This window comes from Runella salmonicolor (genome assembly GCF_024158025.1).
In the GTDB taxonomy this organism is placed as follows: domain Bacteria; phylum Bacteroidota; class Bacteroidia; order Cytophagales; family Spirosomataceae; genus Runella; species Runella salmonicolor.
Genome location: NZ_JAMZEL010000013.1, coordinates 156,747 through 170,686, shown reverse-complemented (window position 1 = coordinate 170,686; position 13,940 = coordinate 156,747). Strand labels below are relative to the sequence as shown.

General features: G+C 46.7%; 9 protein-coding genes. 1 reads left to right on the top strand and 8 read right to left on the bottom strand.

Going from position 1 to position 13,940, the window contains the following annotated elements; genetic code table 11:
• Complete coding sequence (moeB, locus tag NCI00_RS24115; RefSeq protein ID WP_253532007.1) at positions 1–1,086, bottom strand: molybdopterin-synthase adenylyltransferase MoeB; 1,086 nt, start codon at positions 1,084–1,086, stop codon at positions 1–3.
• A gap of 116 nt (positions 1,087–1,202) precedes the next feature.
• On the opposite strand from moeB, the gene NCI00_RS24110 reads away from it, so the two are divergent.
• Entirely contained in the window at positions 1,203–2,084 is an 882-nt protein-coding gene (locus tag NCI00_RS24110) for a hypothetical protein (protein ID WP_253532005.1), read from the top strand.
• A 93-nt stretch (positions 2,085–2,177) separates the two neighbouring features.
• Here the strand turns inward: NCI00_RS24110 and NCI00_RS24105 are convergent, their stop codons facing one another.
• The 7 genes from NCI00_RS24105 to NCI00_RS24075 all read right to left on the bottom strand — a co-directional run bounded on the left by NCI00_RS24105 (position 2,178) and on the right by NCI00_RS24075 (position 13,925).
• A complete protein-coding gene (locus NCI00_RS24105; RefSeq protein WP_253532003.1) occupies positions 2,178–5,015 on the bottom strand; it encodes a PQQ-dependent sugar dehydrogenase in 2,838 nt (945 codons plus the stop codon).
• 484 nt (positions 5,016–5,499) lie between these two features.
• The gene (gene cobA / locus NCI00_RS24100) at positions 5,500–6,243 is read right to left on the bottom strand and encodes a uroporphyrinogen-III C-methyltransferase (RefSeq protein WP_253532001.1); all 744 of its coding nucleotides are present in this window, start codon (positions 6,241–6,243) and stop codon (positions 5,500–5,502) included.
• Positions 6,244–6,246: 3 nt separating this feature from the next.
• Entirely contained in the window at positions 6,247–8,421 is a 2,175-nt protein-coding gene (locus NCI00_RS24095; RefSeq protein WP_253531999.1) for a ferredoxin-like domain-containing protein, read from the bottom strand.
• Positions 8,422–8,689: 268 nt separating this feature from the next.
• Positions 8,690–11,068: a M43 family zinc metalloprotease gene (locus tag NCI00_RS24090; protein WP_253531996.1), complete on the bottom strand. Its 2,379-nt coding sequence runs from the start codon at positions 11,066–11,068 to the stop codon at positions 8,690–8,692.
• A 1-nt stretch (position 11,069) separates the two neighbouring features.
• Positions 11,070–11,561, bottom strand: coding sequence for a lipocalin family protein (locus tag NCI00_RS24085; protein WP_166561415.1), 492 nt, complete (start codon positions 11,559–11,561; stop codon positions 11,070–11,072).
• A gap of 41 nt (positions 11,562–11,602) precedes the next feature.
• Positions 11,603–12,475, bottom strand: coding sequence for a hypothetical protein (locus NCI00_RS24080; protein ID WP_253531994.1), 873 nt, complete (start codon positions 12,473–12,475; stop codon positions 11,603–11,605).
• 52 nt (positions 12,476–12,527) lie between these two features.
• Positions 12,528–13,925 (bottom strand): RagB/SusD family nutrient uptake outer membrane protein, encoded by a 1,398-nt coding sequence (locus NCI00_RS24075; protein ID WP_253531992.1) that lies wholly within the window; start codon positions 13,923–13,925, stop codon positions 12,528–12,530.
• Positions 13,926–13,940: the final 15 nt, after the last annotated feature.

The window sequence follows — 13,940 nt, the reverse complement described above, 5'->3', positions numbered from 1 at the left end:
CTAGTGCATTTTCCGAAATGCCGCCAGTCCGCCTTTTAGGTTTTTCAGATTCATAAAACCGTGTTGTTCACGCAGTTGTTGAATGGCTTTTTGGCTCCTCATTCCGCTTTGACAGTGAATAACAACCATTTTTTCGCGACTTATTTGACCCGTAAAATCCGTCAACACCGACAGAGGCATCAACTCTCCACCCAGGTTATCAACGGCGTATTCATTGGCCTCACGCACATCTATCAACTGAAAATCAAGGTTGTTTTTCAGCATCTCAGCCAGTTGCTCGGGTGTAACTTCAATTTCCCAATCTGGGGTTTTTATGCCACAAAATTCATCATAATCAATCAATTTGTCAATGATAAAACGCGCGGGCAAACGGGGTATTTTTATAATTCTGGTCGTCAAGGTAAGGGCATCCATGACAAACAATTTACCTACCAACGGCTCGCCGATGCCCGCCAATAGTTTAATGGCTTCGTTGGCTTGCAAACTCCCAATGATGCCCGGCAAAACGCCCAAAACCCCCGCTTCGGCGCAGTTGGGCGCAAGTTCGGGCGGTGGTGGTGTGGGAAATAAATCGCGGTAGTTCGGGCTATTTTGGTAGTTGAATATGGCAACTTGCCCTTCAAAACGATAAATAGCCCCGTAAATAAGCGGTTTGTTCAACAGCACACAGGCGTCATTTACCAAATAGCGCGTCGGAAAATTATCTGAACCGTCAATAATGAGGTCGTATTTTTCTAAAATGCCAAGCGCATTTTTAGACGTAAGCTGCTCAAAATAAGGCTCAATCGTACAAAAAGGATTCAGGGATTGCAAGCGTTTGGCAGTTTCTTCCACTTTGGCCTTGCCGATTGATTCTGTTCCGTACAAAATTTGCCGCTGAAGGTTGCTTTCATCCACCCGGTCGCCGTCAATAATGCCGAGCGTACCCACGCCAGCGGCCGCCAAATACAATAAAATCGGGCTACCCAGTCCCCCGCATCCAATCACCAGCACCCGCGCCGCTTTCAGCCGTTCTTGTCCTGCCAACCCAAATTCAGGAATCAGTAAATGGCGATTATAACGACGTAATTCGTCCGTAGTCAGCATTTGTTAAATTTTGTTAAGACCCCTATTAAACCTTCAGGCAAAGATTTTTCTCTAAGCTAACGTACAAAAGCCTAAGCAGTCACAAAACAAATGTTAAACCTTAAACTAAAAGTTCCATGAAAATCAAAATGTCTTGGAAAAGCCTAACCGCCGCCGCTGGGGTAGCGTTGATGTTGATTGCCTGTAACAAAGAAAACACCGGCCCGACGCCCGAAGAAGAAATCATCGCGGCCGAAGACAATCAGTCAATTATTGACGAAACAGAAGCGGTTTTTACGTACAATGATGAACTATTTGGGGGGCTTTCTTCGCTTCGAGAGTCAGCCGAAACTGGCACCGACAGCGCCGGAAACCCAGGAAAGCGCCCACTCAAGGCCGACAAATGCGCGACCGTTTCCCGCACCGAATCCAACGGAATTATTACCATCGTGGTCGATTATGGTACCGCCAAACAATGCGAAGGCCGAAAAGTAGGCGGCAAAATGACCATTCAAATCCCCGTAAAACCGCCAAGAGATGCATCTGGCTTGTTTACCCAAAACATTACGTACGAAAACTTCCAGCGTGGCCCACGCATTATCAATGGAAAACATACCATCAACTTAGCGCTTGAAAATGGCCGTGTGGTAACCAAAGAGGACTTTACCGAAACCACCATCACCACCGAAGACGGTAAGACGATTGCTTTCAGCAGTACCAAAACCCGAAAAGAAGACGCCAAAGGCACTCCGCTCAACCGTGCCGATGACGAAATCCTCGTTACGGGCAGCACCACCGCCACGGGCAGCGACGGCAAAACGTTCAAATCAACCATCACAAAGGTTCTCATTACAAAGATAGCCTGCCGAGGCACAGGCGGAATTTTCCCCGTGTCGGGCACCATTGAGATAGAACGCCCCGACAAACCCAAAACGGTGGTTGATTACGGCGACGGTACCTGCGACCGCACTTACACCGTTACCTCCGACGGAAAAACCATCACGAAGATCCGTAAGTAAGCGCTGAGTAATAGGCACTATAGCCCAGTTTTTTTGTTTGACAACCGCCTTGTTTTTATCGGTTGTCAAACAAAAAACATCCATCATTTAGCCTTACTTTATTTTCTGCTCTTTTACCGAAGCCCCCACCGCGGGATTACACGCCCGCGTCTCGGCCAAAAATACGCTTCCCTGTTCTGCCAAAAAACCTGCCTGCAAATTCACCGTTGTTCCCGCCCTATACACCACGTTGGCACCCGACTGAATTTTATTGGTTGCGGTTACCACTTGGGTAGCCTCATAAACCTTGTTTTGCCCGTTTGCAATCGGATTTGTAAGGGTATATTGGTTAGGACATATTACTTCAAACGTTTGCTCGGCAAAGGCTCCATTTTGAGTGTAGATTCCCTGATAAAAAGCCCGAACTCGGACCGTACCACCGTCGCCAGTCAAGGTTACCGTATTTCCCGACAAAGTGGCGGGGCCCGAAATCAGCAAATACTGGATTGTTCCTCCCGCGGGCGTCGTACTTGCAGAGAGGGTAAAAGGCGGGTCTGTTGCTTGTTTATTAGAAATACCTGTAAAGGCAACACTATAATTGGTAATGCTGCGATTTACGTCAAACGCCCTTTCAACTGGCAGCGCGGGGCGGTAGGTGCCGTTGCCGTGCTGCGTTGCCCTTAGTTCAACCTTCCCCGGTTTTCCAGTCAAGGTGACCGTATTGCCGATAACGTACGCTGGCCCTGAGGTAACGAAGTAATTAACGGGCGTTGCTCCTACTGAAGAACTGGCCGAGGCCATCAGCGTAGCGGTGGTTGTATTTAATGTAATGTTTTGATTCGGAATCGGGCTAAAACTGAGGGTCTGAGCTGACCCACTGCACGCCACTTCAATGTCTTTACGCAAGGTGGTTGACAATCCTTCTGGGTCTGTCACAGTCAGGTAAATACGGTACCAGTACGTCGCGTCGCTTACTTCACAAGTCAAGGCGTCCAAAGTTGTATTGATGAAATTACCCACTAATGGGGGATTGCGATGCTCATGTCCGTTATGAGCCAAGCCCACAATCCAACTAAACGTAAGACTGTCGGCAGGCGACTGGGCATCAGACGCCGCTGCCGACAAAGTCAAGGGATACGACTGCCCCTCAGGAATTTGAATCAAATTATCCAAACTACTACTTTCAATCACAGGCGGCGTATTGTTGACATAAATATAGATAGAATCGCTGCTACTCAGTGCCCCGCTTCCGCCTGCGTTGTCTTTTACGGTCAATTTTACCTTGTATTTTTTTCGCGTATTGGCGGGAGGCCTAAAAACATAGTGGGGTGCTAAACCTGTACTAAAAGCCGCGCCATCGTCTATTTTCCATTCGTAGGTTAAGGCTGTTGCTTCTGGGTCGTATGATTTTATGGCCGTAAATGCCACGGGCAAGGGCGATATACCAGCGGCAGTATCGGCCTCTATTTTTGCAACGGGGGGAATATTGCCAGTGTTATAACTTAAACGATGTATCTCATCGCAGGGCAGGCCATTTCCCGTCACATAATATAGTCCCTGATCAGAACTATTGTAGGCCAAATGCACTATCTGATAGGTAGTGCTCATAAAATGGGTGATAGAGGCTGGTTCGTAATTTGAATTGAGTTTTAATACTCGAATCCATTTCCCGTCAAAATCCGCTAAAAAAACCGCATTTTGGTAGGCTGCTGGAAAAGCAGTGCCGGTGTAGAATACGCCCCCCATAGTAGAATTTCCCGTAAAGACAGGACCAGAATAAGGAAACGCCGCTGTTCCGATTTGAATTTTGGTCGTTTGATTCAGGTATACATTTGCGGCTGAAGAACTTCCCCTGTATTCAAAAATAGGTTTACGATAGGATGCTGGCCAGTAGGTAGAATTCGAATAACCTGAATTAACCTGGTCAATCCCTTCAAAACGCGGCCAGCCAAAATTTTGATTGGGTCCTGTAACAGTGTTAATTTCTTCGCGAGCCGTATTACCTACATCCCCCACCAATAATATTCCCGGCTCGCCATCTTCTGGGTGGTGGCTTCCGGTCGATGGAATCAAGTTCATTTTAAAAGGATTACGAAATCCTTTTGCCCAAAGACGAGATTGAGCGGAGCGCGGAGCGGCAGCGTTATACAATGGGTTGGAAGGGATACCATCACCATTTGTAGAATTGATACGAAGAATTTTTCCATTGTGCGAATCATCGCGCTGGGAGCGATACGCACCGATATTATGGGCTGCGGTAATGACTCCCGCACTGATGGCCTGTGTATAATTGCCCTGATTGCCCTGATCGGTTCCGGCAATCGCACCATCTCCTGTGGATATCAACAACGTGCCGTCACTGCCAAATACCAACGAGCCGCCACCATGATTTGTACCAATGATGGGAATACCATCAGAAGGGCTTGTGCCAAGCAAAACCAAACGGCTGTTGGCCACCACAGTTGTGAAACTTGGATTTGCATTGATATTGGCCGTATAGCGCGTAACCCTCACGATTGAACCGGTCTGGTCTGAACCGTCTCCTCCATTGGTACCATTCAGCAAGAATTGACGGTTTACGGCGTACATAATATAAAAATACCCATTGGTCAAAAAATCTGGGTCCAATACCATCGATACCAGTCCCAGATCACCATTTGTTAATACTTCATTTGAAATATCAAGCATCAAATACTTTTGTTGTAAAGTGCCGTTGGCGGCAAACCGAAGTGCCCAAACCTTCCCATTGCTTTCACAGGCATACATTTGCCCGGCCGCGTCAAAGCTAATACCAATCATATTCAGAAGGCCATCTACCACTCCACCCTTTACCTTTAATTGATTCTGAAATCCTGAAGGTTGTGCTTTGACCGACAAAAAGGAAATCAAAAGCCCTATGATAAGCCCTATAATGCAGGCTAAGTTTGTGCGTTTTTCAGAATTTACTTTCATCGTTTTTTACTTTTATTTTACCATTTTTTCTTTCACGGTAAGGTCAAAGTAAAAACATAAATTCTAAAAGTGATGATGAAAATGAAAGTTGTTAGTTAACGGTAGTTTAAGTGAAAATAAATATACTTTTTAGGTAAACAAATAATAAGCACTAACTATCATAGTTATGTACTCATTATTATTATAATAATAGACAAAATAGTTTAAAAAATGCACAAATATGGACTTATACCTGCATATTTTTCTATCAAAATATACACTTATCAGTTAATAATTTTTTAACTTTTACCTATTTTATTCAACTTTCACTATGCCTTATAGTATACATATTAGTTGTCAACACTTTGCTGATCAAAAAACGAAATGTACCGTTCTCTGGCTACACAATTCTTCAAAAAACCTTCATTATCAGACATAAAAAAAGTGATTTTTAAGCATCATGCTCAAAAACCACTTAGGTAAAAGGTACTTAATGAAGGGTGGGTTAATAATTCACAAGTTGAGTAAATTTTTTTACGTTGTCGGCGAGTTGGGCTACCGCTCCCAGCACAATGATGGCGGGGGAGCCTATGCCTTCAGCCTGTACAAGTTGTAGAATATTTCCTACTTTACCCGTTACAATTTTTTCCTCAGGGCGCGTACCGTTTTGGATAATGGCCACGGGTAATTCCAGCTTGCCGAGTTGGGCGTAGGTTTCAACAATCTCTGAGAGTTTGTGCATCCCCATCAATACCACCACCGTAGCCGACGATTGTGCCGCGAGGGCCAAATCATTCGAGAGTTTGTGGTCTTTGGTAGTGCCCGTCACCACCCAAAAACTCTCGCTCAGGCCGCGAGTGGTCAGCGGTATGCCAGCCAAGGCAGGAACGGCATAACTGCTCGAAATACCCGGCACCACCTGTGTTTCGATGCCGTGGCGCTGCGCGTATTCCAATTCCTCATACCCTCTACCAAAAATAAACGGGTCGCCGCCTTTAAGGCGAACTACGTGGCCGTATTGCTGGGCATATTCTACAATCAAATGATTAATTACATCCTGATTACAGCTATGCTGAGCAAAGCGCTTTCCGACGTTGACAATGATACATTCGGGCTTGCAATATTCCAACAACTCCGTGCTTGCCAACGCATCATGCAGCACCACATCCGCAGATTTTAGGGCCTTAATACCTTTGAGGGTTATTAAATCGGGGTCACCCGGTCCCGCACCTATGAGCGTAACTTTCATATCTTAGCTATCTTTTCCAAATTCCACCAACGCTAATTCAGGCTCACCTTCACTCTCCAATTGTTGCTGACGAATTTGATTTACTTTTCCAATAAAATGCGCGGCTTTGGCCACAAACCCCTCGGCAAACTCCTGCGTGGGTTCGTTCTTATTGATACTGAATACCAACTCTTTAAACGAAACCCCTTCGGAAAGATCACTAAACTCAACGCCAAAATGCTCGTCAAAATCCTTTACAATGCCGTATTGTGTATTGGTCGCCACTCCTTTGCTCACCAATAATGCTTTGGCACCCGTTACAAATACGTTGTAAGCGTGATAAATGGCATCGGCCCAAATTTTCTTTTCGAGGTTTTCATGGGCCCAGCTGAGTTTGTCGTTGGCCTCAATAATCGTCGTCGCTACCAAATCAATCAACACGCTGGCGCACTCTCCCACCCCTACTTCGGTTTGGAAAGGCTCTTCGTGGTCCCAATCTACATAATCACTGCTAACTACCGTGGTCAAATCAGCCAACGGTTTGAGCATTGAATAAAAATATTTGTTGCCCTGACGCAGGAAATAATCGTTGTAATATTCTCCCTCAAAGGCGTTGGTTTCATAATCGTTCAACAACGTCCGTAAAGCCGCAGGGCCACGTTTGGTGGGAAGTTTGATGACTTTGTCGCCCATCATTCCTTCACCCGCTCCATTGAAGCCTCCACCCAACAAAACCTGCAATGCGGGCAAAACGTGTTTGCCGTTTTTGATGGAACTGCCATGAAAACCAATGTTGCAGGCACTGTGTTGGCCACAGCCATTCATACAACCGCTGATTTTGATTTTGATGTCGTTGTTGTAAATAATATCAGGAAACTCTTCCTTCATCATGGTTTCCAACACACGGGTAATACCGTAGCTGCTCGAAATCGCCAGATTACAAGTATCCGTACCTGGGCAAGTGGTAATGTCAGCCGTGGTATCAAAACCAGGTTCTGCCAAGCCCAATTCATTGAGTTTTGCATAAATAGCGGGCAAATCTTCGGCTTTCACAAAACGAAGAATATATCCCTGATTGACCGTCACGCGAATGTCATCGGCGGCGTATTCACGTACGATATCTGCCAATTTACGCGCGGTGGATGAGTGCATATCACCCAACAACACCCGCAATTGTACGGCGTACCAGCCTTTTTGTTTTTGTTCAAAAACGTTGGTCTTAAGCCAATGCACATAAGGGGTATTTTGTTCGGTCTCGGCCGCAATCAAATCTTCGCGGGTTAGCTTGCTTTCATTTGCCTTTAATAAATCATTTGCCGCAAAGGCCAAAGGCTCAATGGCATATTCTTTGTTTTTAAGGGCCTTTTGCTCCTCTTCTACCCTTTTTAAAAACTCCTCCAAACCAATATCAGCCAACAAAAACTTCATGCGCGCTTTGTGGCGACGCACGCGCTCGCCATAACGGTCAAATACCCGAATCACCGATTCGATGAACGGAATCACGAATCGCTCTTCCAAAAACTCATGGGCGACCTTAGCCAAAAGCGGTTGCGCGCCCAATCCACCGCCTACCAACACCTTAAAGCCGTTGATTTGGGTGCCATCTTCGGCGAGCTTCGCTACGGGAATCAACCCTACATCGTGCATAAATGCATAGGCCGAATCTTTCGCAGATGATGACACCGCAATTTTAAACTTACGACCCATGTCCTGACAAATCGGATTGCGCAGGAAGTACTCAAAAATAGCATGGGCGTGGGGCGTAACATCAAAAGGCTCTTCGGGGTCAACACCCGCGCGCGCGGAGGCCGTTACGTTACGAACGGTGTTGCCGCAGGCTTCGCGCAAGGTAATATTTGCATCTTCCAACTCGGCCCAAAGCGCTGGTGAATCTGCCAATTTCACGAAGTGAAGTTGAATGTCCTGACGCGTGGTGGCGTGCAGGTTTCCAGTTGCATATTTATCGGAGCAATCGGCAATGCGCACCAGCTGGTCGGCCGTAATACGCCCGTAAGGGAGTTTGATGCGAATCATCTGCACCCCCGGCTGACGCTGTCCGTATACCCCACGGGCTAGACGAAACTTACGAAACGCTTCTTCGGGTACTTCACCGCTGCGAAATACACTAATTTTACTTTCCAGCTCCAATATATCGCGACGGGCGGCTTCGCTAACGTTTGGTGAGAATGGGATTGTCATAGTACCTATATTCTATCGACTTAATATTTTTATTTTTAAACGTAAAAAGGCTTTTAGAGCCTTTGGAGTAATAGTTTTGGAGATTTCCTACGGTTATATTTTAAAATTATAGGTAACTCAATCCTATTGAATTACTATTGTTATGCAAATTTGGTTGATGCTCAGCTAAAATCCTAATCAAGAATCATAAAAAAAAGAATAGGCCATAACCGAAAGTTATCTCTTTTGGTTATGGCCTATTCTACAATGTGCTAAAAGTGCTATTGGTTTAATACTTCACAAGCCGTTTTCGGTCAACGAAGTCACCTAATTGCAGGTCAATAAAGTAAGAACCCGCGGGGTACATGCGAACATTGATAGACTGACGGAATAAATCGCTGGTTTTCTCAAATTCGCCCCGCCAAACTTCCTGCCCGGTGATGCTACGCACTCGAAGCGTAACCTTTCCTCTCAACCCATTGGTAAAACTGACCTCCGCGACTCCATCCGTAGGGTTGGGGCTGATGGCAAAATCTTTTTCGGGCAATGTTTCATTAGATAAAATCTGGACATTACGCACGTAGATAGTTGCACTGGCTGAATCCAAGCACACGTCAGAGCCCGTCCCTTTGACCAGATACGTAAGCGTACGACTTGGACGGGCAATTACCTGCGGCCCGAGCGTCGCACTGAGTCCCTCAGAAGGCGACCAATTGATGACCGATGCACCCCGGGCCTGCAGAGTTACGGCTTCACCGGGATTAATAAACTGCGCCGAAGCCTGTATTTGTACCGAAGCTTTCATCCCTACCTGTGCAGTAATGTTATGTGCCACGTTAAGACCCGTACGGACAATGTAGCGATCCCAGTTTCCGCTTGAATTTCGCTCCCACGAGGTCGCATTGAGCGACTCCCCATTGAGGGTAGTCGTGAGGGCAACGGTATCTCCCGCTACGTAATCCAATTCAATACCAATCAAGAATGACAGGTTATTTTGGCGCGACAAATCAATATTTTGGTCAAACACCACGGTGGTAGCACGGTTGTTTCGAACATCATCCAAAATCCGTCGAAGCGGAACCTCCTTGGTCGTTAGTTCAGAACCCGGCCCTCCCTGAAAACCGCGTGCGTTCCATACTTTCACCCGCACAACCGCTTCTGTTTCATTTCCTCTGGCAGCTTTTGCCACGCCAAATTTAAGTGAAGCCCCCCGCAAGTTGGTATAGCCAAGCGTGTTGGGGAATAGTTCGGCCACGGCCTGCGTTCGTCGACTGTTTTGCCCCGATACGTAGCCCGTGCCCGTCGATTGTCGAATGACCGTGCCTGTGCCCGTAAAATTGGTTACGGTAGCACACAACCCTGCATTTACAACTTCAATGTACTGTGTTTTTGTCAACGGTGCAGAAGCCCCCGAAGCGTTGGAAACCGTAAGCGTCACCCTAAACTTGCCCGCAGTTCGGTAGGTTACCGTTGGATTTTGCTCAGTAGCAACCGCGGGGTCTCCACCTTCAAACTCCCACTGCCAAGCCGTTGGGAAGTTGGTAGACAAGTCTGTAAATTTTACTTGTGCTCCCAACAATACAACACGGTTTTCTGCTTCAAAGTTGGGCGTAGGCCTTCCCACCACCAACTGACCACACACATTAGAAGTCAATAAACTAGCGCGTCGAGGGCTTATTTCCATCACCGCCCGCATCCGCGTTTTCTGGTCTCTGGTAAAGATATTAAAACACGCATCATCTGAATAATCCATGTAGTTTTCCACCATGTTGGCGGTTCCGCAACTCATCCGGCCTTTCTGGCAACCACGGCTTTCAGAAGCCTGAGAAGGTGTATCCGCACAAAAATCGTCGCCGCAGTTAGAATCGCCCCAGATGTGGCGCAGCCCCAACCAGTGTCCAGTTTCGTGCGTGAGGGTACGTCCTAAATTATAGGGTGCTCGCAGAAGGGAGAAATTTCCTTTTTGGGCGTTTCCAAAATTAGCATAGTTAATCACGACCCCATCGGTACTGGCCGCGCCACCGCTTCCCGGAATCCCCGAAAGGTTGGAATTGCTCGGAAATTGGGCATAACCGAGGAGATTATCATCCTGAGCAGCAAAGTCCAACACCCAAATGTTGTAGTACTTGTTGGGGTCCCATGAGGTCGTGGGTTTCAACGAACCTTCAATGTCGTTCCGCGCCCAGTTGGTTCGGTTGCCGTTTACGCGGTCAATGCCCGGCTCGGCCATGCGCTGCCCCTGGGGGTTAAATTGAGCCAAACAAAACTCTATTTCAATATCTGCTCCGCGCGAGTCGCTGTTAAAACCATTGGTATTGACCCGACGTCGAAAATCCTCGTTAAGGGTTTCAATTTGGGCCTGCACCTGCGCCTGACTTATATTTCGACCCGTCCCGATGGCTTCCCCGCTGTGAATCACGTGGACAACAATTGGAATTGTAATAATCTCGGCCGCTCCCCTTCCAGAAGCCATACGGGCTTTGATTTGAACCATTTTTCGCTGCAAATCCCGCTCAAACTCATCCAACGAGCCCTCCGAAGGATTCCGCAGTCGCAGCAAACTGTCCATTTCCATCGTAGCGCAGGGTTCTGTGCGGCGCTGCGCTTGGGCAAAAAAAGATAAAAGCACCAACAGGCTTAAAAAGGCGCGAGTACATATTTTCAACATGCTACTTACTGCTTGAAGTGAATGAGAAACGGTAACTGGCATCAATATCTCCAAAATAATACTCCAGTACCAGTGAATTTTCGGTCAACGTTTTGATAACAAAAGGCAGTTTGAATCCGCCGAATATACGCGGAATCCCTATTTCAAGGGTAGCGTTAGCATTGGTCAATTGCCATACATCCGTGATTAAAATTTCGGGCTCAGTCGTGCGGCATTTGGTGGCGCCGTTGCTGTACTCCATTTTTTTCTCCTCGTTGGCATAAAATACAAATTGATCATCCAACTCGCACGGATCCAACACTTGATTGCCAGGCAATTCAAACGGGTCTTTTTCGTCAATGATGGTCAGCGAGCTCAGCACCCACGCTTTTTTTTCAGTCCCTGTCAGCAATTGCGTATAAGTCAATGGCTTAGGTTCAATTTTTTCAGAACAACTACTGCTCAACACAGCCAGCAGGCCAAAAATGGCAGTATAGCGAATATAGGTTTTCATTTTTTTGCGATTTTCAGAGAACAATTCAGTTAGAATCCACACTATTGCGGCACATAAATCAACGGTAGGTTAATGATACTGTCTCGGCCATTGCTTAATTTATAGATTTTCATTCTAATACTGAGGCTGATTTGCTTATTGACTGGATTCCACACACCCGTTCCGGAGAGGGTATCGTAGCCACTCGCAAACTGCGGAATCACTTGTTGCGGAATGGTAAGTGTGTTGTTTCCATTGTCAATAAAATCTAGCGTAGGGCGCTCCGCTTGAAACCCAACGGGGCTGTCCCAATTGAAAAACTGCGGGAAGCCCAACAAACCTACATTGATATTGGAAATCGTATACCGCTTGCAATCTGCGCTGGAAATTTCAATATCTGCCAACTGAAAGGCCTGATTCCCCACGGGCAGTCGGCCTGTATAAATGCCATCCATAATACAAGCATCACGAATGGTAAAAACCATCTTATTGCCTAAACCTCCCTCGCCAAATCCAACCTTAATCTTATCGCTGGGCGAAACGCCCGCAATGGTAAACTCAATGGTACTGGATTCCAGAATATTATTGGCATTGTTGAGGAGGTACAGCGTAATCTCGCCAAAACTCTGATTTACGGGGATAATCACGGTGCCTTTGTTTCCTTCAATGCGATAATCGCGGCCTTCGCGCGCGGTTCCACCGATGGTATATTGAACGTTGATGGACTCATTGAGCACCTTTCCTCCGTTATGCACCCGAATTTTGATGGCCTTAGAATAGCTCTCCTTAAAACTCAACGTTGAATCCGTAAAGCGTACGAAATTTGCTCCTTCGTAAATGATTCTTTGTTCTTCACAGCCTGATAACCAAAGCCCCGCCAAAAGAGTCACTACCAACGCTGCTAAATGAGAAAATGTGTATTTAGTATTTTTCATATTCAATTTTTTTTTCCGAAAACGTCATATCAAATCAAGCCTTCTGTTTGGCTCAATAACCAGGGTTTTGCTGTCCTACCAACGAAGGATTGCGTTGGATTTCGGTCTGAGGAATAGGCCACAGTTCGTATTTTGAGGTCCAGTTTGGCGAAAAGGCCGACATAACCACCTGTGCACGCCCAGTACGTACCAAGTCATACCAGCGGTGGCCTTCAAAAGCCAATTCATAGAGCCGCTCCCGCTCAACCAATAAAAGCGCTTCTGCCTGAGAAGCCGTTGTAAGCAGCGTGGGCTTATCGGCCGCCGCTGAGTTTTTACCAGCCCGCGTGCGTAAAATATTCAAATCATTCAGCGCGCCTGAAGTTCCCGTAATTCTCCCCTGCTGTGCCCTAGCTTCCGCCCGAATGAGGTACATTTCGCCCAGCCGGAAAATCACAATGTTGTTGTTATCCTCATCGGGGGTGCCGTATTTCCGAACACTCCAGCCGTTGTCTCCCCCTCCCTGCTCATTAAAATCAAAATCTACGGTTGCTTCTCTTTCACCCGCATCGCGTGAGATGATTTGGGTAATAAACTGGTTAGAAGGAATTACTTCCCGGCGACCCACCAATAAATTATTGAGGCCAAAAGCACTCGTACCGGGGTCGTCGGAAGCGGTATAGCCCACTTCAAAAATAGATTCATTGTTAAAGTCTTCAGAAACCACATCCGAATAATTGACCAATTCATAAGCAGTAGAATTAATCACAGTTGTAGCCAAAGCCTCGGCCTGAGCCCAGTTTTTTTGGTACAGATAATAACGCGCCAAAGCTGCCCGTGCGGCATTTTTAGTGGCATAGCCTGCAAAAACGGGGCGTCCATCAGTGGGACTGCCTTCGGGCAAATCGGTCAGGGCCGCCTGAAAATCAGCCAATACACCTTCCATGATGGTCTCCTTACTGGCCTTTGAGACCGTTTTGTTTACATCAATATCAGTCGAGGTAACATTCGGAATGCCCCCAAAGGTAGTAGCACCGATAAAATTGGCCATGCCACGCAAAAAACGGGCTTCAGCCGTAACCGTTTTACGCTGCGCTTCGCGCACGCCAGGCACAGTAGGCAGTTTTTCGAGCAAAAAATTACAGACGTAAATCGTGTTAAAAACACCGCCCCACAGCGCCCCTGCTACACCATTGGCAGAGGTAATTTGTTTATTGCCCAACTCTTGATAATCGGTAAACGTACCGTTATGCTGAATATAATCTGCGGTAAAATCTCCTACAATTACTTTTGGCGCGGCAGTACCTCTAAAGGCTGCATACGCTCCCAAACGTACAGTAGCTACATCGCTGGCTTGGTTTAACACAAACTGGTCGGCCAAGATATCTATAGGTCGCGGCTCCAGAACTTCCCTGCAACCGCTTAACCATAAACCCACCGCCATAACCAAAGAAATATGATATTTATTCATTTTTGACACCATTGA